The following is a 26,177-nucleotide window of genomic DNA, read 5'->3' as shown; positions in this document are numbered from 1 at the left end:
CGTTGAGGTAGTCATAGCCCCATTTCCATTGCATGCCGGTGACCTTGATGGTGATGTCGGCATTGGAGGTGTCTTTCATCGCCACCACCGTCTTGGTGGCCGGCAAAGCCATGCCGATGACGATCAGGAAAGGAATCACAGTCCAGGCGATTTCGACGCCGGTGCTTTCATGGAAACTGGCCGATTTGGCGCCCAGCGATTTGCGGTGCTTCAGGATGGAATAGAACATCACCCCGAAAACCGCCAGGAAAATCACCAGGCAGATGATCAGCATCAAATTGTGCAGATCGTAGATTTGCTGTGCAATTTCGGTGACTGGCGGCTGAAAGTTCATCCCGAGTACTTTAGGACCACCCGGACTATCGACCACCGCCCATGAAGGCATTGCTGCCGCCAGGAGCGACGCACCGAGCGTCAACGATGTAAGGCGCTTCGCATATTCCATGATTTCCTCAAAAGCCCAAAAATTATAATTTTATCAAGCACCAGGCAATGATCTGCGCTGTATCTCCTGCTTCAGCTCTCGCACAAACTCACGCCGCTTCCATTCCGTCAAAAACTGGCCTACTTCTACCCGTGTGCCCAGTGCTTCCAGGCCGATGAGGCCCTTGCTTTTCTCCTGCACTGCAATCCGGATGGAACGCAAATCCAGTTTAAATTGTCGAATTTCCTGTGCCTGTATCAGTTCTACAAGCAGATAGTCGTCCAGCATCGCAATATGCTCGCGGTCCGTAGCGTGGCGCGCGTAAATCAGGAATGCGACAGCAACCGCCGACATTTCCAGCACCGCGAACAGTAATACGAACCAGGCGCCGCGCAAGGTAAAAGCTATCGCCACGGCCATCGAGGTCGCACAGAGGATTACGTAGAAAAAACCAAGCTGGCGCGGCGCGATAGCGCAGTTACGCCTCAAGTCCCATTCTCGCTTAATCATGATGCACCATCGACATCAAGCATGTTGCCTGTACGCACAAGCTAAAACCTTTGAAGTATAAGGGCTAAAGGAACTTGTTATCAAGGAGAATCAAAACCCCTGAAACGGCCTCGCAAATCCCCTTCAAACCCCGCTTTCAAGCCGTACAGCCAGCCCCAGGCCCGCACCCGGCACGCCCCGCAATAACCGGTTTCTGATAGTCGCTATATGCGAAAACCAGTATATCTGCCAGGACCGCGACCAGCCTGACGAGGCAAATTGACAACACTTTCTTTTATATCTTAAAAACAATTAGGGTCAGAGTCGATTTTCTGCCGGCCAGCGGCATGCTAATCGATTCCATCAAGAAAGGGAGCGGCCTCAAGGCCGCAAATAGGCGTAGCCCTGCGATTGCAGGTCTGCCAGCATCACCACCGCGCCCTTGTCCGCCACGGCGAAACCCGGCAGCAGGTCTTTAAGTTCGACCTTCTGCGCCTTCATGGTGTTGATGCAAGCGCTCATCTCCAGGCCGGTCTTGGCCAGCTGGGCGACCTGGGCGCTGAACTCCTGGCTGGCCTCTGCGGCATGAAAGGCCCTGAGCGCCGCGCCGTGTATCACCAGCACGATTTTCACCTTGTCCGGGCCGCCCATGCCTTCGAAATGGCTCTGGATATTGCCGAGCACGAAGGCGACCCTGCCCTGCTCGCTCAAGTGATAGGCGACCTTGGCTTTATCCACTGCGGCGGCATGCGCCGGCCTGGCAGTCGCCGCCAGCACGGAAGCGGCGCCGATCGAAGAAAACATGGTCCACAGGATGCTGCGTCGTTGCATCGTCACTCCCGGTCGGAAAAATGAAACAGGATAGGACGGCCTTGGCCAAGGCCGTCCAGGCAGTCAACCTTAACCCAAATCCGCCAGCGGGTGATCTTTCTCTGTCCATGGGTCGTCGAAAAAGCCGTTGCCCCAATCCTGGCCGACTTGCGCCAGGGTGGCGGGCTGCCATTTCGGCTGGCGGTCCTTGTCGATGATCAGCGCCCGTATGCCTTCGGCAAAATCGGTGCGGGCGGCGCAATGCAGCGACACCACGTATTCCAAGCGGAACACTTCGGCCAGCGACATGTGCAGCGCGCGCTTTTGCAGCGCATGCGACAGCCAGGCCGAAGCCGGGCTACCGGCGACCAGCGTAGCGATGCCTTTTTGCAGCCAGGCGTCGTCGGTTTGCAGGCCGACGATGTTGTGCACCACTTCATCCAGCGTCGGCGCGCTGCACAGCTGATGTATCAATTCGAAGTGCTGGCGCAACGGCGTTGGCGCGGCGGCGAATGCCGGCTGCGCCTGCTGCTCGGCAGCCAGCAATGCGCGCGTCAGCAGCACATCGTCCTGCTTGCCATCCCACGGCTGCTCCAGCAAGGTGGCCAGCAGCGCCTGCTTCTGGCTGTGCTCCAGCTGATAGTCGGCGAGGCGGGTGAAGATGGCGTCGGCCGCGCCGAAGGAGGCGCCGGTCAATGCCAGGAACAGACCCAGCTGGCCTGGCATGCGGTTCAGGAACCAGGTGCCGCCGACATCGGGATACAAACCGATCGTAATTTCAGGCATCGCCAGGCGCGATTTCTCGGTCACCACGCGATGGCTGGCGCCGGCCATCAGGCCGATGCCGCCGCCCATCACGATGCCGTGGGCCCAGGCCAGCATCGGCTTGGGATAGGTATGGATCAGGTAGTCGAGGCGATACTCGCGCTCGAAGAAATCGCAGGCGTAGGGATTGCTCTTGATGTCCGCGCTCTGGCCCGATGCGTGCTGGTCCAGCATGGTGCGGTACAAACCCTGCAAGTCGCCGCCGGCGCAGAAGGCCTTTTCCCCGGCCGCCTGCAGCAGCACCATGGCGATCTGCGGATCGCCGGCCCAGGCGCGCAGTTGCGCATCGAGCAGGTCGACCATTTCCAGCGAGATCGCGTTCAAGGTCTTTTCAATGTTCAGGGTAGCGACGCCGATGCGCTTGCCATTGGCTGCCGTCAGCTCTTCAAACAAGGCCGGCGCCGCTTGATGGATGACATCTGCCATTATTCATTACTCCATACTGGCGAACGTTTTTGCAGGAAGGCGTTGACGCCCTCCTTCTGGTCCTTGGTATCGAACAGATCGAGGAACAGTTCGCGCTCCACCGGCAGCAAAGTGGCCAGTGGATTGGCGCGTGCGCCCTGGATCAATTTTTTGCAAGCGCTGACGCTGGACGGACTCTGGCGCGCGACCTGCTCGGCCAGCACCAATGCGCGCTGGCGGCCCTCGCCTTTTTTCACCAGCTCTTCCACCAGGCCGATGCGCAATGCCGTTTCGGCATTGACGCGTTCGCCGCACAAGATCATGCGCTTGGCCCAGCCTTCGCCCACCAGCCATGGCAGGTTCTGGGTGCCGCCGGCGCAAGGCAGCAAGCCGACCGCGGCTTCCGGCAGCGCCATCTGCGCCTGCTCTTCGGCGATGCGCAGATCGCAAGCCAGCGCGCATTCCAGGCCACCGCCCATGGCGTAACCGTTGATGGCGGCAATCGAAACGCCACGGAACGCCGACAAGGTTTCGAATGCTTCACCAAAGCGGCGCGCCATCTCGCGCGCCATGACCTTGTCACCGTCGGCAAACAGTTTCAGGTCGGCGCCGGCGCTAAAGAATTTCTCGCCTTCGCCGGTCAGCACCAGGCTATAGATATTGTTGTCGGCGTTGAGCGCCTGCACCAGCCGCGTCAGGTCGCGCAGGGCGTCGCCGGTCCAGGTGTTGGCGGGCGGATTGGCCATCGTCACCACGGCCGTGTGGCCGATGATTTCCAGGCGCAGGTTGGTATAGCTCGCGTCGCTGTAAGAAGTGCTCATCGGATGTCCTCGTTGGATGCATTGCCCAGCAACTGGCGGGCGATAATCACGCGCATGATTTCGTTAGTGCCTTCCAGGATCTGGTGCACGCGGACGTCGCGGAAATGGCGCTCCAGCGGATATTCGCGGATATAGCCATAGCCGCCATGGATCTGCAGCGCTTCATTGCAGATCTGGAAGCCGATATCGGTGGCGAAGCGTTTCGCCATTGCGCAGTAAGTTGTGGCGTTGGGATCCTTGGCGTCCAGCTTGCAGGCTGCCAGGCGCACCATCTGGCGCGCTGCGACCAGTTCGGTCTGCATGTCGGCCAGCTTGAATTGCAGCGCCTGGAAATCCGACAGCGGCCGGTTGAACTGGCGGCGCTCGCTCATGTAGGCATGCGCCGCATCCAGCGCCGCCTGGGCGGTGCCGACCGAACAGGTGGCGATGTTGATGCGGCCGCCGTCGAGGCCGCGCATCGCCAGCCGGAAGCCTTCGCCCTCCTGCCCCAGCAAATGGTCGGCAGGAATCCGTACGTTGTCGAAGCTGATGGTGCGGGTCGGCTGGCTGTTCCAGCCCATCTTTTCTTCCTTGCGGCCGTAGCTGATGCCAGGCGCATCGGCAGGCACCACGAAGGCCGAGACGCCATGCGCGCCGCCGGCGCCGGTGCGCGCCATCAGCACCAGCACGTCGGTGGAGCCCGCGCCTGAGATAAACGCCTTGGAACCGTTGATGACGTAATGGCCGTCGGTCAGCACCGCGCTGGTCTTGAGGGACGCGGCATCGGAGCCCGAGCCCGGTTCAGTCAGGCAGTAGGACCCGAGTTTCTGGCCGACTGCCAGCTTGCCGCACCAGGCGTCTTTCACGGCCGGCGTCGCCCAGTTGGCGATCATCCAGCTCACCATGTTGTGAATCGTCAGGTAGGCGGTAGTCGATGTGCAGCCGCGCGCCAGTTCCTCGAACACGATGGTGGCGTCAAGCCGCGACAAACCCAGGCCGCCCACTTCTTCCGGCGTGTACAAGCCGCAAAAGCCCAGCTCGCCTGCCTTGGCGATGACATCCACCGGGAAAATCGCCTCGGCGTCCCATTTAGCTGCATGCGGCGCCAATTCTCCTGCGGCGAAATCACGCGCGGTCTGCTGGAATGCGCGTTGATCTTCTGATAATTCAAAATCCATGGTGGTCTCTCTCCAAAGCGAATAAGGGGCAGTGATTGCTGCTGACGGCAATTTATATCCCAGCAGAATAGCAATAATTGACGTTAACGTAAACGTCACCCACCCCCTTTAGACGAAAAAAGGGCGACGGGGAGAATGCCGTCGCCCAACTCGCTGCCACTGAAACGCTTGAATCCTGCTGTGTCCTGCTTATTTAGGCAGCAACACGGTATCGATGACGTTGATCACGCCGTTCGACTGATTCACATCATAGGTGCTGATGTTGGCGACATGGCCGCCATCGTCGACGACGTAGATGTTATGCGGACCGTTCTGCATGAAGGTCAGCTTGCCGCCGCTGGCGGTCGCCAGTTCAGCCTTGCCGCCGCCCTTCTTGATTTCGCTTTCCAGCTTGGCATAGCCATAGCGGCCCGGCACCACGTGGTAGGTCAGGATCTTGGTCAGGGTTGCCTTGTTTTCAGGCTTGACCAGGGTTTCCACAGTGCCGGCCGGAAGCTTGGCGAAAGCGGCATTGGTTGGGGCGAAGACGGTGAACGGGCCCTTGCCCTTGAGGGTATCGACCAGGCCGGCGGCTTTTACCGCGGCCACCAGGGTGGTATGGTCGGCCGAATTGACGGCGTTATCGACGATGTCCTTGCTGGGGTACATGCTTTGGCCGCCCACCATCACGGTGTCTTCAGCACGGGCCGCGCTCGCGGCGATCAAAGCGGCGGATAAAGTCAAAGCATAGGTAAGTTTGCGCATGATGATTCCTTAGAATGAGAGTCAGTTTCGGAGCCTGCACAGTCATATACGCAACTGTGCCGAAACTGGATTCGCCGGATTCAAAAAAATCATGCAAGAAGATGGCAATGCAAAAACTGCATTGCCGGAAGAGGTGAAGTAAGCCGATAGGCCGGATTCTGTTACGACGTTCAGGCTTGCGCCCTCGCGTTATGACAGCCATTCCTCTAGGCGCTGGATTGCTCCAGCGCTCAAGCTCTCTACCCGCACGCTCCGCGAGCAACATCAACGCGTGCCTATTTGAGATTGCTCCGGGTGGAGGTTACCGCGTTTCACCGTAACTTAATACGCTCGTCTCTGTGGCCCTATTCCTCGCCTCGCGGCGGACGGCCGTTAACCGTCACCCTGCTCTATGGAGTCCGGACCTTCCTCCCGCCGGCGCCTTGCAGCGCCAGCCAGCGGCTGTCTTGGCTTACTTCAGGCGGCATTCTACCGCAATGCGCGGCCAGGTCCGCCAATGGCATGCTGATATTTCGCTATTATTTGATGAAGGACGGCGATTTACGGCACTTTACGCTGCCCGGCGATGCCAAATTGGCATGAGACAGAAGCGATGCGGCTACGTATAGTATTCAGGAATTATTGCGGTGCAAAACGCGCCTGATGCAGCGACGGCGCGGCTGCTTGCAACGACGCCTTCAAACCTTGCGCAACAGGATAGAACCCATGCACATCTGCGTACTCGGCGCCGGCATCATCGGCGTCACCTCCGCCTACCGCCTGCTGGAAGCCGGCCATACGGTGACCCTGGTCGACGCGGCGGCGCAGCCCGGCAGCCAGACCAGCCTCGGCAACGGCGCGCAGCTGAGCTATTCGTACGTAGCGCCGCTGGCCGATCCCTCGGTGTGGACGCACTGGCCGGAATACCTGTTCAGCGCAGATTCACCGCTGACCCTGCGGCCCAAGATGGACACGGCGCAATGGCGCTGGCTGCTGCAGTTCCTCGGCGCCTGCAACAGCAAGCGGGTGCGCCAGACCACTATCGACCTGCTGCAGCTGTCTTCCTTCAGCCGCGACCAGTTGCAGCAGCTGACCGCCGCCGTCCCGCTCGATTTCCAGCACCGCACCGCTGGCAAGCTGGTGCTCTACAGTGACGCCAAAGGACTGGAAGGCGCACGCAGGCAAATCGACTTCCAGGCGCAGCACGGTTGCCAGCAAGAGATCATCGACCATGACCGCTGCCTGCAGATCGAACCGGCGCTGGCCGGCGCCAAGCGCAACTGGGCCGGCGGTGTTTACACCCCGAGCGAAGAAGCCGGCGATTGCGCCAGATTCTGCCAGCAGCTGGTGGCGGCGATGGCGCAGCAGTCCGGCTTCCGCTTCGCCCACTCGCAACGCATCGGCAAGCTGGAAATGCGCAACGGCGCCTTGGCAGCGGTGTATGCCGGCGCCGAAAAAATCGAAGCCGAAGCCTTCGTGCTGGCGCTCGGCGCCGACAGCGCCGGCTTCGCACGCCAGGCCGGCTTCACGCTGCCGCTGTATCCGCTCAAGGGCTACAGCATCACCGTGCCCTTGCACGAAGCCAGCCATCAGGCCGCGGCGCCGCAAGTGTCGATCACCGACCTCGCCAAGAAAATCGTCTACGCCAGGCTCGGCGACCGCCTGCGCGTCGCCGGCCGCGTCGAACTGGTCGGCATGGACCGCAGCATCCCGGCCACCGCCATCGACGAACTGAAGCGCGGCGTCAACGAACTGTTTCCCGGCTGCGCCGACCTGGCGGACAGCGCCGGCCTCTCGCCATGGACCGGCTTCCGGCCGGCGACACCGAGCGGCGTGCCCATCGTCGGCGCCTCGCCGCTGAAGAACCTGTACCTGAACGTCGGCCACGGCAGCCTCGGCTGGACCCTGGCGCACGGCAGCGCGAGCCTGCTGGCGCAACTGATTGCCGGTAAAGCCACGGCCATCGACGCCAGTCCCTTTGCATTCCAATCCTAACCATAGGCCGAGGACAAACATGAAACTCATCACCAACCAGCAAGTCGCCGAACTGATCAATACCAGCGATGCGATCGATGCCATGCGCCAGGCCTTCCAGGGCATAGGCCAGGGCGCGCAGCAAGCGCGCATGCGCACCAGCGCCGCCGGCAGCAACGGTCCGCTGATGATGTCCAGCATGGGCGCCCTGCTGCCCGCCGCCGGCATTGCCGGCTACAAGGTCTACACCACAGTCAACGGCAAATTTCATTTCGTCACCGTGCTGTTTTCCACCGAAGACGGCCGGCCGCTGGCGACCATAGAATCCGACACCATGACCGGCCTGCGCACCGCTGCCGCCACCGCCGTCGCCGCCGACCATCTGGCCCGGCCGGACGCCGCCACGCTGGCAGTGATCGGCACCGGCGTCCAGGGCCACTCGCATGTGCCGGCGCTGCTGGCGGTGCGCCAGTTCAAGGAAATCCTGATCGCCGGCCGCAGCGGCCAGCAGCAGTTTGCAGAACAGATCACACAGCAGACCGGCGTGCCGGCGCGCGCCGTCAGCATTGATGAAGCCGCGCAGTCGGGCGACGTGGTGGTGACCGTGACCCGCTCGGCTACACCGTTGTTCTCCGGCGACCTGCTCAAGCCCGGCGCTTTCGTCGCCGCCGTCGGCGCCAGCAAAGGCAACCTGCGCGAACTCGACGACCGCGCGATTGCCCGCGCCAACGCGTTGGTAGTGGAATGGAAGCCGCAAGCGCAGCAGGAAGCCGGCGACCTGCTGCTGTGCCAGCCAGGCACTTTCGCTTGGGAGAATGTGTGGGAACTGGGACAGATTGTCGACGGCAGCAGCGGCTACCAACGCCAGCCCGACGACCTGGTGATCTACAAGGCCATCGGTGTCGGCGTCGAAGACATCGCCCTCTCCGGCCTGGTCTACCGCCGCGCCTGCGAACGTTTCGGCTGGTAAGCGGGGCCATTCCTACGCGCCGGGCGGCATGACATGACTTGCCGCCGCCAGGACGGCGGTCTAGAATCGGGCTCTCACTGCCGCCGGCGATAAAAATCGCCGGCGGCAGTCAATGCACGATTACCGACGACCGGCACACATGGAATTCCACTTACTCAGCTTCATGAAGACGGTGCTCTTTGTGCTGGCGGCGCTATTGCCGATCATGAACCCGCCCGGCGGCGCCCCGATTTTCCATTCACTCACCATCACCGCCTCCGACGCCACCCGCAATGCGCTGGCGCGCCGGGTCGCCATCAATTCCTTCCTGCTGCTGGTAGGCGGCATGTTCATCGGCACCCACGTGCTGGCCTTCTTCGGCCTGTCACTGCCGGTAGTGAAGGTAGCCGGCGGCCTGCTGGTGGTGGCCACCTCCTGGAAAATGCTGAACTCCGACGAAATGCCGAAAGGCGAAGCCGTGCCGGAGTCGCTCTGGACCGAAGAACTGGCCTCCAAAAAAGCGTTCTATCCGCTGGCGTTTCCGCTCACCGTGGGACCCGGTTCGATCTCGGTCGCCATCACCCTAGGCGCCGGCGTGCGCGTGCCCAACGTGCCGCTGCCGCTATCGCTGGTAGCCGCCGTAGTCGGCCTGGCGCTGGCGGCGCTAGCGGTCTACCTGAGCAACCGCTTCGCCGGCGTTTTGATCCGTCTTCTGGGCGATACCGGCACCACCGTCATGCAGCGCATGACCTCGTTCATCCTGCTCTGCATCGGCGTGCAGATTCTGTGGGACGGCGTCAGCGGCCTCTTGATGATATGGCAAGCGCATTGATTTAAGCGTGGACAAAGCGGGCGCTGATGATAATATTATTGCCTCACCAACCCACATGGAGATCTCGAAATGATCAAGAAAGTCATGGTAATCGCAGCGATGTTCGGCATGTTCGGCGCAATATCCGCTTGCAACACGGTATCTGGCATGGGTAAGGATGTGCAGACCGGCGGTGAAAAGGTGCAGGATGCTGCGCAGGATGTGCAGAAGAAGATGTAATTCTCGGTAGATTGGCATGGGGCGGGCCGTTTTGTTGGTCGCTCCTTGCCGGTCCCGTTGCAGCAATACTTAGCAGCATATAGTCTCCATCGTCATCCAGACTCTGACAAAAATTCTCTTCCCAATTTATGCGACTGATGCAGGTCGCATATGCCATCATCGCCCCGCATTTATCTTTTCGACTGGCCAGCAAAAGTGCGCACGCTTGCGATCGGTTGCGCCCGCATTCTGTCAGCCAATCCTGTGGCGCAAGCGGGATGCCTCCGATAACAAGGTTTGGATGGAGTGACCTCGAGCCGATGGGGGGCCGTCACTCGTGCGGCGGAGGTTAGGAGAATAAGAAAAGGCCACCTGAACGGTGGCCGTAAGCGTCTGCTGCCAAGATCTTACGGCGGCAAGCTCGATCGAAGCGGTCCCCCGTTCTCAGTCATTACGCCAGCTTTAAAAAGGAAAACATGATGTTTTTCCTTATCAACCTTTCTTTGCAGGTCATATGGGGCCATTAATCCGATCCATGCTGGCATTGTTACTTTAATCGAATCCGCCATTTTTTTAACAACAAAGTAATCGGTGCAAGTTCCAAATGATGGCGTCGCTTTCGCGCCTGAAGCTGAAACGGTAACGAAGTAAAGTTGGACAGGACAGGCACTCCCACCGTTGTTTTGAATGAGAACCACATCATCCTTTCCGAGTTGATAGGTGCCGACTTCCTGGAGACTACTGTTCCCCTGAATCAAAGGATTCAATGGCTTGTTTTTATACAGAAGCACGTTCTCATCGTTTATTTGTAGCGCACCGAAGCGTGTCGTGATATCTCCGTCCTCATCCTCGGCAAATGCGGAGGATGCAAGCAACGACAGGGATGCGATTAAAACGAAATACTTCAACATAGAGCTTTTCCCTTGTCTTTTTGGGAGGCCGCTGGCATCGAGCGGCGGCCTTAGTTTTCGACTTACGTAATCGCTTGTGCTTATGGTGCAACCGCCGTACATCCGATTTTCTTGACGATTTCCACAACTGCCACTGCAGTCTTTGCCTTTTTCTGCAGGAGCCGCTCACTGATAGAGTCGTCTTGCTTGCACTTATAAAAGCCGTCGCTTGTGATTTTCACCAATTGATAGGACGGGGTGAACACTTTCTTAGGGTCTTCAACGTCATATCTGTACGCCGCAAAATAATCATTCCCAATCTTGGCGATAATCGGCTGCCAGATTTTATTGCAGTTGGGATATTCCATTTCCTCCGGCGACATTATTTCCAATAGGTTATTTGGTTTTTTTCTGTCAACAAGTGAGCATGTCGGGGTGCTTTGATCTTTTTTTATGAAGTGATAGGCATTAGGCGTGTAAATGTCGTCCGCAATTTTTTCCGCGTCTATTTTGTGAATCACTTCATCGGCAACGTCGGCGCCTATCTTTACGCCGTCAGCCATAGCAAAACTTGACGAAAAACACAGGAGAGATAGAGCACAAAATTTCATATACTGTCCTTTAATAAAAATTCTAGGGTAGTTCGCCGACACGCTTTTCCGCGTGCTTCTTCATATTCGCTCGCGTCATGCCAAATCTGCCCAATTTTGCCTTTGATGGATGTGTTTCGAGCAGCTTCAGATATCGACTATAGCCAATTTTTGCCTGTGCCGAATCCTTCTTTACACCCTCCATCTTCGATTTCGGATCGTGCCAATATCCCCAAGCGAACGACATGTCATGTACGTTATACGCATTGCTCTTTTCCAAGGGATAAGAATCATAGTCGAATTTTTCGGCCTCGGGGAATGCTGCAAATAACGCATCGAGTTGTGGGCACGCTTTAACATGCAGCGCAGCGACGGCATTCTTCAGCAATTTAAGCCTAGAAGTTGATTTACCTTCGTACCCATTAAATCCGCCATTGATCGCAGCTGATATATACACAATATCGTTCTGGTCACCGAAAGGATTTAGATCGATATCATGAGCACTGCCTGCATGCCTCCAATACCAACCGGCCGAGTCAGTTGCCCACTTCACTTCCTCAAGCTTTACCTTGTTAGCATCGAGAAAATCAGTTTTAACAGCCGCCCCGTAGGATTCATAGTTTTTTTTCCACGTCAACTGCACCAAACCTCGGCCTTTATAGCCGTCGTACACGTCCTTTTCCTCAACGCCTTTCTTAAGTATTTCCGCAGTAAATAAGAATTCGGAAGATTCGTGTCCTACCTGTGCCAGAAAATGCGCCTTCTTTAGACAGCTGGTAATTTCATAGCTCGTAAACGTTGCATTCAAATCAGGAAGAAATTTTTCCAGAATTTCCTTTTTCCGCTCTTGATACGCTTCTCGCAATTCATCCAGCGTGATATCTCGATTGCATGCACAAACGATCGCTACTTCCTCAACTCTCGTATGATCTTTGTCCGCCGTGGTTGTGCCTAGCGGCTCATTCGTCGAATTCGTCATAGTCTCGGTCAGCTCTTTCAGGTGTTTGAATATCGTTGTCCGTTATTTTTGGGTTCTTCTTTACGGAAAATTTGACTGCCTGCGGTGTATAGGCGCGTTCGGTTTTCCCGTCCTTATCAGTAAGACCCTCAAAACGATGACCTTCGGCAGATTCCATGACATAGGGATAGTTCGCCATTGGGCGACCTTTGGGAGATCGAAGAATGAATTGAGCGCTATGGCCGTTAATTTCCGCTGTCGTCGGGTTAATAACAATAGGCAGACTCTTTGCCCCTGGCAAGCTATGCATCGCGGCGTGCGCCACATAAGCGCCGTTCGTTCCATGCTCAATGCCGCCAGCATTGAATTTGACGTAACTGCCTCCGCCGTTGATCACTACCTCTTCCTTAGCAGTGATCTTGATGCGATTGGCGGTCTGGGTGATATTCAGTTTTGCCAGGAGATTGATGCTATCGGTCAGCGTCTGTACTTCGATGTTGCCAGCCGCAGCAACCATTTTTATGCCCGCCTTTTGAACAAACAAACGGAATGTCTGGCGAATGCTGGCAAACAGGCTGCCGCCGCTGGCGATCGACAGGCTCTTGCCGGTGGTAATGGCGGTATGGTCACCGCTTGCGATATGGGTGCTTCCGCTGGTGGTGGTCTCGACGCCGGCCGGGCTGGCCAGCACCAGGTGTGGTTCCGATAGCTCAGGGAAGGTGCCGTCGCCGCTGACGCCATTGCCCTTGATTGCATCGTTCTGCGCTTTCAGGATTTTGGCGATATCGACTTGCTGCCCAGCCTTATCCTGGGCGCCAGCCTGCTGCGCCATGTCGGCCAGCGTTTCGTGCTGGTCACGCGCTGAGGTAAGGCGCTGTACCGTCTCGCCCATGTCGGTCATATGGGCAGCGGCGCCAAACCGGGCCTCGGTGGTGATCAGCATGCCCTTGGCTGAACGCGCGACGCCATGGCCGTCAGTCCTAATTTCCCAGCCGTCACCCCTCGCGTCCTTACGCCCAGCGTTGTCCTCGATGCGGGTGATCTGACCCAAACTCAACTGCGAGTGTTGGGCGTCGCTCTTGATTTGTGCTTGTATGTTTTTATTAGAATCATCGAGGATGACGTGGTTCGAGCGCCCGCCTGGCCGATTGCCGCCGTCAGGCGTTAGTTCGCGGCTGCGGAAGCCCATCAGCGATTGCTGCGTGGCCAACTTCCACGGCGGCATGTTGCGCCGATTGTAGACGCTGCCTGTGATCAGAGGGCGGTCGGGGTTGCCGTCCAAATACATGATGACAACTTCGGATCCGACGCGATGAATCGACTGGCTACCCAGTTCAGCACCAGCCCAGGGACTGGCTGCACGGACGAAGGCAGAACTCTTTTCATCGTTGGTGCCGACGCGGTCCCAGTGGAATTGGACACGGACGCGCGCGTATTCATCTGTAAACACGGAACCCTGCCCATTTGGCCCCACCACCGTGGCGGTTTGCGGGTAGTTGATCTTGGTGTCGACGCTGTTGAAGCCGCGCCCCGGCCGCCAGGGAATGGCTTTGCGAATGCAGGTGAAGGTGTTCGTATAGCTGGCTTGTTCGTCAGCCTCTTGCAGATAATTATTGGTCGCAACATGATGCACTGAGATAATCAGAAATTCGCTCTTGGCGGCATCCTCACGGCTGGCGAACAGATTGAAAGCAAAGTGATTGGTCAGACGGAACCAGCAGCCGGGGATGACGAAGCGGTTATTGCCTACCGCTTCAAAATGCTTGCCCGTCGCCTCGATCTCTTCCATGCGCAGCCGCGACTGGTTGTCAGCGTCCTGCGTATTCTTGACACCGTAGGCGCCGGCATATTCATATACCTCGATGTCAGGCACGCTGCCCTGCTTGTTGAGGGTCGGCACGCCGGCGCTGAATGGCTTCGGATTTTTGAAGTTGAATCCTCCCAGCGTGAAGCTGCTGGGGACAATTTTCCGCCTCGATGAAAATTCGCCGATGCCGTCTTCTTCGGTGGCGCCGCCATGGCGCTGGAACTTGATCTCCGGGCCGCCGTCGATCGGCTCGGCCCGGGTCGTGTCATTCATGATGACCAGCTTGTGGCCCTGGTCAGTATGCGCGTAGCGATAAAAAATTCCGCGAAATTCGAGGCGTCGATGGATGTAGTTATAATCGCTTTCGCCGAACTGAGTCGCGTCGGTCATTGCGGCGTCTTCGCCGCTGACCTGGAAGTCCCAGGATGGCAACGTGCCGTAGTCGGCGAAGATGATTTCCAGCTGTTCTCGAAGGGTCTTGCCGTGAAAAATGTAGTTATCGGTGCGCAGGCGCAGGTACTGCAGCCACGGCCCTAATTTGGCCTGATAGAAGGAAATTCCGCCATCGGTACGGAGCAAACTGAACTCGAAGCAAAAACCTGTGAAAAATCTGAGGCTGCCATCGCCACGAACAAGCTCTACGCTGAACAGCTTGCCCTGCAGGTCCTTGAGGGCTAGGTCAGGGGCATCGGACAATAAATCGAGCGTATAGGAAAAATCGCGGGACAGGCTCTCGACCGCGTCGAACTTATTGACCAGGAGCGGGGCTTCTGGCCCATCGCCATGCGGGAACGATAAGCGAAGAATCCTATTGTGCTGTCGATTACTGCCTGGTCGTAGTGCCTCCAGAAAAATCTGTGCATACCCCATCATTCGTCTCGCCCCAGTTATTTTATGATGTCTTTTTAGCACACGTAATAGCGTTATGCAAACGACAATAGATAACATTTAACTGCGAGCTTCATGAAAACAAAAGAGCCGCCTCCCAAACCAAGTCGATGCACAATCGAGAGGCGGCGTAGTCTTGTCGTCAGATTTCGTGCGGAGGCGGAACTCAGTTGCTGGTGATGATCAGACAGCCCGGCATGATCCTGACGCGCAAGAGCGAATCAGGCGTGAAGCCGGTGCGCGCCACACCGACGCCACATAGCCGGATCCAGAAAACGTCGGGATTTTGTTCTTGGTAGAAAGAGACCGTGAGCCGTTGTGCCGGATCATCGGTTGTGGGCGTGCGGAGGTCTCGCGTATGATTGCGCTTAGCCATATTCAACTCCAAGTGTATTAAGTTGTTTGTGGTTAGCGGCGCGTTGATGTTGGTAGCATCTTCGTGCCGCGCTTCTTGCCTTGCCCGCCCATGCTGCGCAGGCAAGTTGCAAGCGCTGTGCTCACCTCATCATTCAGGAACCATCTTTTCCTGCGCAACGATGCAAACCCAGCATGCATTACATTAGCATCGCCAAAAAAATACGCAGCATTTAAAACACGCTCAATCGATATTTAAGAAAAAGCATAATGTGAGGAGAGCCTGGCGCTTATCCTCAGTTGCCCGAAGCAATGCCGGCATTGACGCTGGCATGTGAAAGAAAGAAAAATGACAAACATCGAACTACCATTTCGGGCAACCACTGAGCAAGCCTGCCAATGGCTTGCACAGCAAACCGGCGAGCCATGGACATTGGCGCGCCTGATAGAAAACGGCCTGATCCCTTACGTCTGGCTGGACTATGACGCCGACTATCCGGAGCTCTTCGGCGACGCCAACGGCGGTTATGCGGCGCCGATCTTTTTCGAAGGCGATACCAGACGGCTCGCGGCCAGCAGCGAAGATGTGCTCATCACGATCACCAAAGACGTCTATAAGATCGTGGCGCAACTCAAGCCTCCAGGCTTTCGCAGGGCTTTGCACGAGTTGCGTTTTCTGAAAAAAGATCTGGAGCGCATGCCAGGCAAGCTAAAGCGCGAGGCCGAAGCCAAGGCACAACCAATCAAGATTGAAGCGGCAATGGAATCGCAGACTGGCATCAACAAAGAGCAGGTGCTGATGGCGTTTGCCAGCCTGGTGAAATTTGATCTGGCGCAGGCCCTTAGCGATGGCGGCGGTATATTCGGCGATGAAGGCGCGAGGATTAAGGGCAGTGCTAAAAAAGCGAAGAACAAGGCCGTGTGGAATCCGGTTACCTTGGCGCTGGGATTAAACGATGTGTATCGGGTGCCGATATCGCAGCTGAAAAGAGCTTTTCATACGCATGATTTTTTGTATGGGTGGGCTGCGGAATGGAATCATTCTCTGGAGCTGCTGGGAAAATGAGGTGCCGATGTTGAAATTGCTCACTTCTCTTTACGTGTCTTAGCTCAGACTTGAGCTTGCATTCGTTGTAGGAATCTACGTCCGCTAACGACCCAAATCGGTCATAGCGATTTCAAGAAAGCGGACATTCAATACACCGGTTTAGGTGTGTATTTGCGAAGCAGGGGCGCCGCCTACAACAGATTATTGGACGACCTTTCCTACATCAATTAGCGCAAATTCACCGGAAAAAGTGCGTATCAGAATGCGATTCCCTATTGCTGCCGTGGCGATAGGGTCACCCGCCAATGACGCGACTGTCTTGCCGGTCCCGAGATCTATGATGTCAAATGAGGGGCGTTCTTCGGACGAATTCATTGTTGCATAACGCCCTCCTGCGAATAGCTTTACCCAAGCGTGGATACTAGTGAACCCTTCATGTAGGCCTCCACTTTCTTTAGGCTTTGGCAGGTGTTTTCGTATTGTCCAGCGCTCTGTACCGTCGAGGCTGTAGGCTCGAACCAATGCAACATCATCTTCAAAATAGATAAATACGCCATCGCATGACAAGATTAATAGGTCATGCGCGTCAGAGTAAAAGATTTTGTCTATATCAGTTTCAGTACTTTGAAAAAACCCATTTCTAAGAAGTGGTTTAACAAATGGCTTTGCTGACCAATTCAAAAATGATCGAATTTCAAGTCCTTTACGAGAGCTGTCCTGCCCCAAAACAACATCACTCGCTGGACCAGCTCGCGGCAGTAAAACTCCTCCCGTATAAACGTTCAACCTTTTTGGGGTTTCTGACGATGCATTAACAACGCTATAAGTATTGCCCATGGCCCTGACGATGTATGCAGACCAATCTTTTGTATGATCAATGACATCGCAATCCCCATCGGGGGTAAAACCTGAAAATCCGGCACAACGAATGTCAGATGGAATAATTCCCAGTTTGGCCGCCGCAGAAAATAGAGTCACTTTTCCCAAATTAATCGTCTTCGATTGCTTTGCCTCCCATGCTCTCGCGGTGCCGTCGGCACATTGCAGAACGAGCGCGAGACCATTGTCCGCGATGAATGCTCGATTTCCAAACTCCGGATTTCGGGGATCCGGCGCAGAACAATCAGGAAACGTCTGAACGACTACGGCACCGCGCTGATCGCTAATAGCGGCACACCCAAACGTTGCCGCGCAGAGTATTGCGCCTGCCAATACTTGAATGAGTTTTGAGGATAAGATCATTTTGTGGTCGTTCACTGTAATTAACATTAAAGTGCTGGTAGTCTGATGTCTGTTCCTGGCCGATTTGCATCATGACAGAATGCAACCTGCCAATCTGGCTCTCACAAACAAGGCAGCCGCATACACGGAGATCGCTTGAACGACCGCTTTATGGAAATTTCACCACCGTCTGGAATTGGCCGGCAACGGACGCTCACTTATTCTCAATGGCGGTGACTCCATTGTCCTTGCGCACTTGGTAAGCAGCCGTATAACGCGGGTCATTCTCGTTCAAACACAAAAACGTAATTTCCGCCTCCCCGCATCCGCCGTGCAACGCGCACTCGTAAGATTTTTGAGTCTGCAACAGCATTCGTTTTCCTTGCGAGATACAAAATGTGTTCGCTTCTTTCAATGCATCCCCCTTCGCTCCAGATGGATCTGAGAACGGCACACGCACTGACACTGTATACGCATCTTTTCCGATAGGAACGGGGCCGGTGTTTGCACATCCGGCTAGGCTGACGATCGCTACTATGAGTGCTGTAGTACGCATTTGATTATTCCAATTCAAACAAATAATTTCTAGCGATGGCGGGAAACACAAGCAACGTTTTACAGGCACATCGTGCAACCAGAACTTCAGCTACTCGGCGCGACATCTCGACCACCCTACATGACCGATTCCAGCCGATTGTATTGAGGGGCGCTCCGAACCTGACCTTACATCTGATATCAGGTCAAGTTTGAGATACTACACTTGATGCCACTGTCCGGCGTGCGTTACAGAAATCGATACCATGCAGTATTCCGACATGCCGACATACTAAGCACCCATAAAAAACCCGACTTATAGTCGGGCTCTCTATGCTTGCAATGAAAACACCAATCAGCAAAACTTGCTGAAATCAGGCTTACGCCGCTCAAAAAACGCAGTAAACGCTTCAGCCGCTTCAGGCGCTTTCAACATGGCGCCGAAATGCTCAATCTCCTGCGCCATCCGCGCTTCCACCTCAGCAGTCTGCCCACCCTTCATCAAACGCTTGGTGATGCGGATAGACGCCGCCGGCAAAGCCACCAGCTTGGCTGCCTGCGCCCGCGCAAACGCCAGCAGTTCTTCTGCCGGCAAGACCTTGTTGACCAGGCCCATGGAGGCAGCTTCTTCTGCCGTGAAGGCTTCGCCCAATAACAGCTTTTCGGCTGCGCGCTGATAGCCTGCGATCTGCGGCAGGATCAGGCTGGAGGCGGCTTCCGGGCACAGGCCCAGCTGCGTGAACGGCATCGAGAAGCGGGCGTTGTCGGCGGCGTAGACCAGGTCGCAATGCATCAGCAGGGTGGTGCCGATGCCGACCGCGGCGCCGGCGACTGCCGCTACCATCGGCTTGCTGGCATGGCTGATCTGCCACAGGAACTGGAACACCGGGCTATCGGTGCCGGTGGGGCGGTTCTTCATGAAATCTTCGAGGTCGTTGCCGGCGCTGAAGATCTGCGGCTTGCCGAGGAACAGGATGGCGCGCACCGCGTTGTCTGTCTCTGCATCTTTCAGGGCGTCGACCATGGTCTGGTACATGGCGGCGGTGATGGCGTTCTTCTTTTCGAGACGGTTGAATTCTATCGTCAGGATGCCGTTTTCCTTGCTGGTCAAAATATCCATCTGGTGCTCCGGTTCAGCGCGCGCGATTCGCGGCGGCATGATTAAGTGAGAGAAGACAAAAAAGCCGTGCTGAGGATAGTTGCACGGCTTTTTTGTTTTTTACGATTGCTTATGACAATCTGCTAATTCAAACGCTGGTTCAAACGCTGGTTCAAACAATTACATGCGTTCGAAAATACCTGCAGCGCCCATGCCGGCGCCAACGCACATGGTGACCATGCCGTATTTCTGGTTGCGGCGGCGGATGCCGTGGATCGCAGTGGCGGCGCGGATGGCGCCGGTTGCGCCCAGCGGGTGGCCCAGCGCAATGGCGCCGCCCAATGGGTTGACCTTGGCTGGATCCAGGCCGAGGTCCTGGATCACTGCCAGCGCTTGCGCTGCGAATGCTTCGTTCAGTTCGATCCAGTCCAGCTGGTCTTGGGTGAGGCCGGCGGCGCGCAGCGCTGCCGGGATCGCTTCCTTAGGACCGATGCCCATGATTTCCGGTGGTACGCCGCGTACTGCGAACGAGACGAAACGGGCCAGCGGAGTCAGGTTGAATTCCTTGAGGATTTTTTCGCTGACCAGGATCAGGGCGCCGGCGCCGTCCGACATCTGCGAGCTGTTGCCTGCGGTGACGGTGCCTTTGGCGGCAAACACTGCCTTCAGCTTGCCCAGCGTTTCCATGCTGGACTCGGCGCGTGCGCCTTCGTCGCGGTCGGCGGTGCGGTTCTTGATGTCGATCTCACCGGTGGCCAGGTTCGGGAAGCGCTCGATGATGTCGAAGGACGTGGTTTCATCCTTGAACTCGCCGGCTTGCTGGCCGGCGATGGCGCGGCGGTGCGATTCCACCGAGAAGGCATCTTGCGCTTCGCGCGAGACTTTCCATTGCTGGGCGACTTTTTCTGCAGTCAGGCCCATGCCGTAGGCCATGCCGACGTTTTCATCTTTGAATGCATTCATGTTGACCGAAGGATGGAAGCCCATCATCGGCACCATCGACATCGATTCAGCGCCGCCGGCGATCATGACATCGGCTTCGCCGACGCGGATGCGGTCCGCCGCCATGGCGATCGCGGTGATGCCGGATGCGCAGTAGCGGTTGACGGTAACGCCGCCGATGGTGTTCGGCAGGCCGGCCAGCAGCACGGCGTTACGCGCCATGTTCAGGCCTTGCGCGCCTTCAGGGAAGGAACAGCCGATGATGGCGTCCTGCACCAGCTTTGGATCCAGGCCTGGCACTTGGGCCATGGCGGATTGCATGACGCGCACCAGCAGGTCGTCCGGGCGGGTGTTCTTGAACATGCCGCGCGGCGCCTTGCCGATTGGCGTACGGGTAGCCGAAACGATATAGGCTTCTTGAAGTTGTTTGCTCATTTCACATTCTCCTTGTGACTCCCTCCCCTTCAAGGGGAGGGCTGGGGTGGGGATGGGTTCAAGGCATGCCAGATCGCCTGAACAACCATCTCCGTCTCATTCAATACTTCGTTATTCCAAAAACGCAGAACCGTAAGACCCGCTATTTGCAATCTCCTGGTCCGCTCTTCGTCTTCCTGATTCTCAATGTGCTGTGAGCCGTCTACTTCGATTACCAGGCACCGCTCCACACAAATAAAATCAAGTACGTAATCTCCAAAGGGGTGCTGCCGACGGAACTTCACTCCAAGTTGCTGGCCACGCAGACGATGCCAGAGCTTGCGTTCCGCATCGGTCATCGTCTTTCTCAACTGCTTTGCTGCGAGTTTCGTAAAAACCTTGGTTTGGCCTTGCATTGGAAACCCATCCCCACCCCGACCCTCCCCTTCAAGGGGAGGGAGCTGTTCGTTAATTGCGCACCGGCTTACCGGTCTGCATCATGCCCATGATCCGCTCTTGCGTCTTAGGGTTGTTCAGCAGTTCGACGAACGCTTTGCGCTCCAGGTCCAGCAACCATTGTTCATTCACGATGCTGCCTTCGTTGACTTCGCCGCCGCAAACGATGTTGGCAATCATGTGGCCCAGTTTGTAGTCGTGTGCCGAGATGAAGCCGCCGTCACGCATGTTGACCAGCTGCGCCAGGATGGTGGCGATGCCGTCGCGGCCTACGACCGGGATCTGCGCCTTCAGCGGTGGACGGTAGCCGGCGTCGAACATGGCGCGTGCTTCAACCTTGGCTACGTGCAGCAGCTCGTAGGCGTTGAACACGATCACGTCGTCGGCTTTCAGGTAGCCCATGCTCTTGGCTTGCAGCGCCGATTTCGAGACGTTGGCCGTGGCTGCACTCATGAACGAAGTCTTCAGGAATTGCAGGATGTCGTTGCCCTTGGCGTCGTTGGCTGCGCGTACTGCCGCTTCCTTCAAGCCGCCGCCGGCCGGGATCAGGCCAACGCCGACTTCGACCAGGCCGATATACGATTCGATCGATGCGACACGCTTGGCTGTGTGCAGCGCCAGTTCGCAACCGCCGCCCAGCGCCAAACCGGCCACTGCTGCAACTACCGGGACGCTTGCATACTTCAGGCCCATGAAGGCTTGCTGCAATTCAGCGACCATCGGTTCGATCGCCTTGGCGCCGCCCGACATGAACAATGGCAGCATCGATTGCAGATCCGCGCCGGCAGAGAACGCGCCGCCTTCAGCTGCATCCGCGTGCCACAGCACCAGGCCCTTGTAGTTCTTTTCTGCTTCGGCGACTGCCTTGTTCAGACCGGCGATGACGCCAGGTCCGATCACGTGCATTTTGGTCTTGAAAGACAGGACCAGGACGTCGTCGTTCTGATGCCATGCGCGTACCGAGTCGTCTTCGAAGACGGTGCTGCCGGCTGTCTTGCCGTCGGCGACGCCTTCACCCAGCAACGGTGCGCGAAATACCTGGCGCTCGTAGACTGGCAAGGTGGAACGGGCGACATTGGCTTTCTTCGCTGGCGAGTAGGAGCCGTCGGCAGCGTGCACGCCGGTGCGGCCGTCGAATACCCAGGCTGGCAGCGGTGCATTGCACAGTGCCTTGCCGGCGTCGATGTCTTCCTTGACCCAGCCGGCGATCTGCTTCCAGTCGGCGGCTTGCCAGATTTCGAATGGGCCTACGCTCCAGCCGAAGCCCCAGCGCATGGCGAAATCGATGTCGCGCGCGTTGTCGGCGATGGATTCCATGTGGACGGCGATGTAATGGAAGCCGTCACGGAAGATGGACCACAGGAACTGCGCTTGCGGGTTGGTCGATTCGCGCAGGGTTTTCATGCGCTTGACCGGATCCTTGTCTTTCAGGATGCGTGCGACCAGTTCGTCGGCCTTGCCGCCGCCGGTCACATACTCGCCCTTGGCGGCGTCGATGCGCAGGATGTCCTTGCCGACCTTCTTGTAGAAACCGGCGCCGGTCTTCTGGCCCAGCGCGCCCTGCTCGACCAGCTTGGCCAGCAGCGGCGGCGTCGCGTATACGCCGTAGAAAGGATCGTCCTTCAGAGTGTCCTGCATGGTCTTGATGACATGACCCATGGTGTCCAGGCCGACCACGTCGGCGGTACGGAAAGTACCGGACTTGGCGCGGCCCAGCTTGGCGCCGGTCAGGTCATCGACAACATCCACCGACAGGCCGAATTTTTCAGCCTGGTGCACGGTCGACAGGATGCCGAACACACCCACGCGGTTGGCGATGAAGTTAGGGGTATCTTTTGCGCGCACAACGCCCTTGCCCAGCGTGGACGCCAGGAAGCCTTCCAGCTGATCTAGTATCTCTGGCTTGGTGGTGGCGGTCGGGATCAGTTCCACCAGGTGCATGTAGCGTGGCGGGTTGAAGAAGTGGACGCCGCAGAAGCGTGCTTTCAGTTCAGCGTCGAAACCTTCCGACAAGGCGGTGATCGACAGGCCGGAAGTGTTGGAAGCAAAAATCGCGTTCGGTGCAATGTGCGGTGCGACCTTCTTGTACAGGTCGTGCTTCCAGTCCATGCGTTCGGCGATGGCTTCGATGATCAGGTCGCAGCCGGCCAGCACATCCAGGTTGTCTTCGTAGTTGGCGACTTCGATCAGGGAAGCGTCATCCTTGTTGCCCAGAGGCGCAGGGCTGAGCTTCTTCAGGTTTTCGATAGCGCGCAGGACGATGCCGTTTTTCGGGCCTTCCTTGGCTGGCAGATCGAACAGCACCACCGGCACCTTGGCGTTCAGGCAGTGGGCGGCGATTTGCGCGCCCATCACGCCGGCGCCGAGCACGGCGACTTTTTTAACGATGAAATTCGACACTTGTTTCTCCTTGGTCAGTCTGTTGGGAGTGCAGGCCCGCGCCGATGGCGCCAGGCCCGCCTTACGGCTTATTTAGAACAAATCCATTAGAACAAATCTGCGTCCAGCGCCATCAGGCTGCCCGAACCGGAACGTGCCTGACGAATCAGCATTGCAGTTTCCGGTAGCAGGCGGGCGAAGTAGAAACGTGCGGTCGCCAGCTTGGAAACGTAGAACTTGTCGCCCGAATCTTGCTTGGCCAAAGCGATCTTTGCCATTTGCGCAAAGAAGTAGGCGTACACCAGGTGGCCAACTACGCGCAGGTAAGGTACTGCTGCTGCGCCCGCTTCGTCCGGATTCTGGAAAGCCTTCATGCCGATTTCCATGGTCAGCTTGCTGACCTTGTCGCCAAGATCGGCCAGCGGCGTGATGAATTCCGACAACGCCTCGTCGGCACCGTTCTCTTCGATGAAGGCCTGCACCTTGGCGCCGAATTTCTTCAGCTTGGCGCCGTTGTCCATCAGCACCTTGCGGCCCAGCAGGTCGAGCGACTGGATGGTGTTGGTGCCTTCATAGATCATGTTGATGCGGGCATCGCGCACATATTGCTCCATGCCCCATTCGGCGATGAAGCCGTGGCCGCCGTAGACCTGCATGCATTCCGAAGTGGCAGTCCAGGCGTTGTCGGTGATGAAAGCCTTGACCACCGGCGTCAGCAGGGCGACTTCATCGGCGCAGTCCTTGCGCACTTGTTCGTCCGGGTGGTTCAGTTCCTTGTCCAGCTGCAGGGCGACGTAAGAACAGAAAGCGCGCGCGCCTTCAGCATACGCTTTTGCCGTCAACAGCATGCGGCGCACGTCAGGATGGACGATGATCGGGTCAGCTGGCCGGTCTGGCGCCTTGATGCCCGACAGGCTGCGCATCTGGATGCGGTCTTTTGCATATACCAGCGCGTTCTGGTAAGCCACTTCAGTCAAGCCCAGGCCTTGCATGCCGACGCCCAGGCGGGCGGCGTTCATGAACACGAACATCGCGTTCAAGCCCTTGTGCGGGCTGCCGATGAGCCAGCCGGTGGCGCCGTCCAGGTTCATCTGGCAGGTCGAGTTGCCGTGGATGCCCATTTTTTCTTCGATCGCGCCGCAGGTGATCGGATTGCGCGCGCCCAGCGAGCCGTCTGCATTCGGCAGGAACTTCGGCACCAGGAACAGCGAGATACCCTTGGAACCTTCCGGTGCGCCTGGCAGACGCGCCAGCACCAGATGGATGATGTTTTGCGACATGTCGTGCTCGCCGGCCGAGATGAAAATCTTGCTGCCGGTGATGCTGTAGGAACCGTCAGCCTGCGGCTCGGCTTTCGAGCGCAGCATGCCCAGATCAGTGCCGCAATGCGATTCGGTCAGGCACATGGTGCCGGTCCATTCGCCGGACACCAGCTTCGGCAGGTACAGCGCTTGCTGCTCTGGCGTGCCGTGCGCATGCAGGCACTCGTAGGCGCCGTGCGACAAGCCCGGATACATGGTCCAGGCCTGGTTGGCCGAGTTCATCATTTCGTAGAACGAATTGTTGATCACCAGCGGCAGGCCTTGGCCGCCGAATTCAGGATCGCAGGACAGCGATGGCCAGCCGGCTTCCACGTATTGCTTGTAGGCTTCCTTGAAGCCCTTTGGCGCGGTGACGGTGTGCGTGGCCTTGTCGTGGTGGCAGCCTTCGCGGTCGCCCGAATGGTTCAGCGGGAACAGGACCTGGGAGGTGAATTTACCGCCCTCTTCCAGCACCTGATTGATGATGTCGGCATCGATCTCGGCATGCTTCGGCAATTGTTTCAGTTCATCTTCTACATGCAGCAGCTCGTGCATGACGAATTGCATATCCCGCAGTGGCGCGACGTATTGACCCATGGTGCTCTCCTGATGATTGTTTGTATTTACTGGATTGATCTGGCTGCCGGCTTGGCAGCGATTTTTTGATTCGTTTTTTGCTTGGGATCCTGCAGCGCCGGCTTGCTGCCGGCGGCCGACGGCTGTGTGTTGCGGTAGCTGTCGATCAGGCGGTCAAAGCCTTTTTGCGCGCGCTCCACGCTGCCGGCCTTCTTGAGGAAGCGGGCGTCGTGGTGCAAGCCCAGGATCAGGCCGTACATTTCATACACCAGCTGGTCGGCGTCGGTGTCGGCCCGCAGGTGGCCGGCCTCGATTGCTTGCACCGCGCAACGGTGCAAAGCCAGCTGCCAGGTGCGCACCATGGTCACCAGCTGTTCGCGGATTTCACCGGGCCGGTCGTCGTACTCGACCGCGCCGCTGATATAGATGCAGCCGGAGGCGATTTCAATCGTCACCTGCCGGATCCAGCGCGCAAACATGCATTCCAGGCGCGGCAGGCCGCGCGCTTCCTTGATGCTGGGATAGAACACTTCTTGTTCGAACTGGCGGTGGTACAGCTTCACCACTTCGATCTGCAGGTCTTCGCGCGAGCCGAAATGGGCGAACACGCCGGATTTGCTCATGTTCATTTTTTCCGCCAGCAAACCGATGGTCAGGCCTTCGAGACCGTCGCGGCTGGCCAGCGTGATGGCGACATCCAAGATCGCTGCGCGCGTCATTTCGCCTTTACGCATGAATTTTGGCGGCGTGTCGGTATGTGCCACGATAGTCCTGTCTCTGCCTGGTTGGCTCTGGTTAGCTTTGGTTAGGAGCGGCGCCTGCTCGCTTTGGCATGATGGTGTTACTCATGCCGGCAAGAATGCGAACGCTCGTACTATTATGCACCAGAATCGAAATGTCAAACAGCGACTTAGAGGGGCGGTTCTACCGAGAGCTCCTTCGAATTTGATCGGGAGTTCATTTGCGCTGCTTGAGTCCGACGCCTGGCGTGCGCCGCAAGGCCGCCAGCGCCTGGGAAACGCTCCGGGCAGTTCCACGCTACCGGGAAAACTGCACGAAAGCGATGTCAGATCGCCATTGGAAAATCGCCTCAGGATTGTGCTTTATCCAACA

25 protein-coding genes and 1 other RNA gene are annotated in these 26,177 nt (G+C 57.4%); 5 read left to right on the top strand and 21 right to left on the bottom strand.

Features of this window, described 5'->3' with window-relative positions:
- The 8 genes from VNZ65_RS03650 to rnpB all read right to left on the bottom strand — a co-directional run.
- On the bottom strand, window positions 1-445 hold a 445-nt coding region (locus VNZ65_RS03650), incomplete at its 3' end, for a cytochrome c oxidase subunit II (RefSeq protein ID WP_325666168.1).
- 33 nt (window positions 446-478) lie between these two features.
- Window positions 479-934, bottom strand: coding sequence for a DUF2244 domain-containing protein (locus tag VNZ65_RS03645; protein WP_325666166.1), 456 nt, complete (start codon window positions 932-934; stop codon window positions 479-481).
- 360 nt (window positions 935-1,294) lie between these two features.
- Window positions 1,295-1,744, bottom strand: a complete 450-nt coding sequence (locus VNZ65_RS03640; RefSeq protein ID WP_325666164.1) for a DsrE family protein — start codon at window positions 1,742-1,744, stop codon at window positions 1,295-1,297.
- Window positions 1,745-1,813: 69 nt separating this feature from the next.
- Entirely contained in the window at window positions 1,814-2,974 is a 1,161-nt protein-coding gene (locus VNZ65_RS03635) for an enoyl-CoA hydratase/isomerase family protein (RefSeq protein ID WP_325666162.1), read from the bottom strand.
- A complete protein-coding gene (locus VNZ65_RS03630) occupies window positions 2,974-3,774 on the bottom strand; it encodes an enoyl-CoA hydratase (RefSeq protein ID WP_325666160.1) in 801 nt (266 codons plus the stop codon). The genes VNZ65_RS03635 and VNZ65_RS03630 overlap by 1 nt, the downstream gene beginning before the upstream one ends.
- On the bottom strand, window positions 3,771-4,931 hold the full coding sequence (locus VNZ65_RS03625; RefSeq protein WP_325666158.1) for an acyl-CoA dehydrogenase family protein: 1,161 nt from the start codon (window positions 4,929-4,931) through the stop codon (window positions 3,771-3,773). Before VNZ65_RS03625 ends, VNZ65_RS03630 begins: the two co-directional genes overlap by 4 nt.
- Before the next feature lie 189 nt (window positions 4,932-5,120).
- Complete coding sequence (locus VNZ65_RS03620; RefSeq protein WP_325666156.1) at window positions 5,121-5,675, bottom strand: fasciclin domain-containing protein; 555 nt, start codon at window positions 5,673-5,675, stop codon at window positions 5,121-5,123.
- A gap of 131 nt (window positions 5,676-5,806) precedes the next feature.
- Window positions 5,807-6,133: RNase P RNA component class A (rnpB, locus tag VNZ65_RS03615), an RNA gene on the bottom strand.
- Between the two features lie 247 nt (window positions 6,134-6,380).
- On the opposite strand from rnpB, the gene VNZ65_RS03610 reads away from it, so the two are divergent.
- From VNZ65_RS03610 to VNZ65_RS03595, 4 genes are all read left to right on the top strand, one after another.
- Window positions 6,381-7,649 (top strand): D-amino acid dehydrogenase, encoded by a 1,269-nt coding sequence (locus tag VNZ65_RS03610; protein ID WP_325666154.1) that lies wholly within the window; start codon window positions 6,381-6,383, stop codon window positions 7,647-7,649.
- A gap of 19 nt (window positions 7,650-7,668) precedes the next feature.
- Window positions 7,669-8,598: an ornithine cyclodeaminase family protein gene (locus tag VNZ65_RS03605; RefSeq protein WP_325666152.1), complete on the top strand. Its 930-nt coding sequence runs from the start codon at window positions 7,669-7,671 to the stop codon at window positions 8,596-8,598.
- A gap of 139 nt (window positions 8,599-8,737) precedes the next feature.
- Window positions 8,738-9,409 (top strand): MarC family protein, encoded by a 672-nt coding sequence (locus VNZ65_RS03600; RefSeq protein WP_325666150.1) that lies wholly within the window; start codon window positions 8,738-8,740, stop codon window positions 9,407-9,409.
- Window positions 9,410-9,478: 69 nt separating this feature from the next.
- Window positions 9,479-9,628 (top strand): entericidin A/B family lipoprotein, encoded by a 150-nt coding sequence (locus VNZ65_RS03595; RefSeq protein ID WP_325666148.1) that lies wholly within the window; start codon window positions 9,479-9,481, stop codon window positions 9,626-9,628.
- Window positions 9,629-10,014: 386 nt separating this feature from the next.
- Here the strand turns inward: VNZ65_RS03595 and VNZ65_RS03590 are convergent, their stop codons facing one another.
- The 5 genes from VNZ65_RS03590 to VNZ65_RS03570 all read right to left on the bottom strand — a co-directional run bounded on the left by VNZ65_RS03590 (window position 10,015) and on the right by VNZ65_RS03570 (window position 15,116).
- Window positions 10,015-10,518, bottom strand: coding sequence for a hypothetical protein (locus VNZ65_RS03590; RefSeq protein WP_325666146.1), 504 nt, complete (start codon window positions 10,516-10,518; stop codon window positions 10,015-10,017).
- Between the two features lie 80 nt (window positions 10,519-10,598).
- Window positions 10,599-11,108, bottom strand: a complete 510-nt coding sequence (locus VNZ65_RS03585; RefSeq protein WP_325666144.1) for a hypothetical protein — start codon at window positions 11,106-11,108, stop codon at window positions 10,599-10,601.
- A gap of 22 nt (window positions 11,109-11,130) precedes the next feature.
- Window positions 11,131-12,066 (bottom strand): hypothetical protein, encoded by a 936-nt coding sequence (locus VNZ65_RS03580; protein WP_325666143.1) that lies wholly within the window; start codon window positions 12,064-12,066, stop codon window positions 11,131-11,133.
- Window positions 12,047-14,725 (bottom strand): type VI secretion system Vgr family protein, encoded by a 2,679-nt coding sequence (locus VNZ65_RS03575; RefSeq protein ID WP_414649035.1) that lies wholly within the window; start codon window positions 14,723-14,725, stop codon window positions 12,047-12,049. The genes VNZ65_RS03580 and VNZ65_RS03575 overlap by 20 nt, the downstream gene beginning before the upstream one ends.
- A 181-nt stretch (window positions 14,726-14,906) precedes the next feature.
- Window positions 14,907-15,116, bottom strand: a complete 210-nt coding sequence (locus tag VNZ65_RS03570; RefSeq protein WP_325666141.1) for a hypothetical protein — start codon at window positions 15,114-15,116, stop codon at window positions 14,907-14,909.
- 327 nt (window positions 15,117-15,443) lie between these two features.
- Between VNZ65_RS03570 and VNZ65_RS03565 the strand changes: the two genes are divergently transcribed.
- Window positions 15,444-16,160: a hypothetical protein gene (locus VNZ65_RS03565; RefSeq protein ID WP_325666139.1), complete on the top strand. Its 717-nt coding sequence runs from the start codon at window positions 15,444-15,446 to the stop codon at window positions 16,158-16,160.
- 183 nt (window positions 16,161-16,343) lie between these two features.
- On the opposite strand, the gene VNZ65_RS03560 is transcribed toward VNZ65_RS03565, so the two are convergent.
- The 8 genes from VNZ65_RS03560 to VNZ65_RS03525 all read right to left on the bottom strand — a co-directional run bounded on the left by VNZ65_RS03560 (window position 16,344) and on the right by VNZ65_RS03525 (window position 25,798).
- Window positions 16,344-17,399 carry a hypothetical protein gene (locus VNZ65_RS03560; protein ID WP_325666137.1) on the bottom strand — a complete coding sequence of 352 codons (1,056 nt, stop codon included), beginning with the start codon at window positions 17,397-17,399 and terminating at the stop codon, window positions 16,344-16,346.
- Between the two features lie 178 nt (window positions 17,400-17,577).
- A complete protein-coding gene (locus VNZ65_RS03555) occupies window positions 17,578-17,919 on the bottom strand; it encodes a hypothetical protein (protein ID WP_325666135.1) in 342 nt (113 codons plus the stop codon).
- Between the two features lie 333 nt (window positions 17,920-18,252).
- On the bottom strand, window positions 18,253-19,017 hold the full coding sequence (locus tag VNZ65_RS03550; protein ID WP_325666133.1) for an enoyl-CoA hydratase: 765 nt from the start codon (window positions 19,015-19,017) through the stop codon (window positions 18,253-18,255).
- Window positions 19,018-19,176: 159 nt separating this feature from the next.
- Window positions 19,177-20,373, bottom strand: a complete 1,197-nt coding sequence (locus VNZ65_RS03545; protein ID WP_325666131.1) for an acetyl-CoA C-acyltransferase — start codon at window positions 20,371-20,373, stop codon at window positions 19,177-19,179.
- Between the two features lie 29 nt (window positions 20,374-20,402).
- On the bottom strand, window positions 20,403-20,768 hold the full coding sequence (locus VNZ65_RS03540) for an endonuclease domain-containing protein (protein WP_325666129.1): 366 nt from the start codon (window positions 20,766-20,768) through the stop codon (window positions 20,403-20,405).
- A gap of 52 nt (window positions 20,769-20,820) precedes the next feature.
- Entirely contained in the window at window positions 20,821-23,208 is a 2,388-nt protein-coding gene (locus VNZ65_RS03535) for a 3-hydroxyacyl-CoA dehydrogenase/enoyl-CoA hydratase family protein (protein WP_325666127.1), read from the bottom strand.
- 86 nt (window positions 23,209-23,294) lie between these two features.
- The gene (locus tag VNZ65_RS03530) at window positions 23,295-25,085 is read right to left on the bottom strand and encodes an acyl-CoA dehydrogenase C-terminal domain-containing protein (protein WP_168231294.1); all 1,791 of its coding nucleotides are present in this window, start codon (window positions 25,083-25,085) and stop codon (window positions 23,295-23,297) included.
- Between the two features lie 26 nt (window positions 25,086-25,111).
- Window positions 25,112-25,798 carry a TetR/AcrR family transcriptional regulator gene (locus tag VNZ65_RS03525; protein ID WP_325666170.1) on the bottom strand — a complete coding sequence of 229 codons (687 nt, stop codon included), beginning with the start codon at window positions 25,796-25,798 and terminating at the stop codon, window positions 25,112-25,114.
- Window positions 25,799-26,177: the final 379 nt, after the last annotated feature.

This window comes from Collimonas sp., from assembly GCF_035566555.1.
Classification (GTDB): domain Bacteria; phylum Pseudomonadota; class Gammaproteobacteria; order Burkholderiales; family Burkholderiaceae_D; genus Collimonas.
The sequence above is the reverse complement of the archived record's forward strand: the minus strand, read 5'-3'. Positions and strand labels throughout refer to the sequence as shown.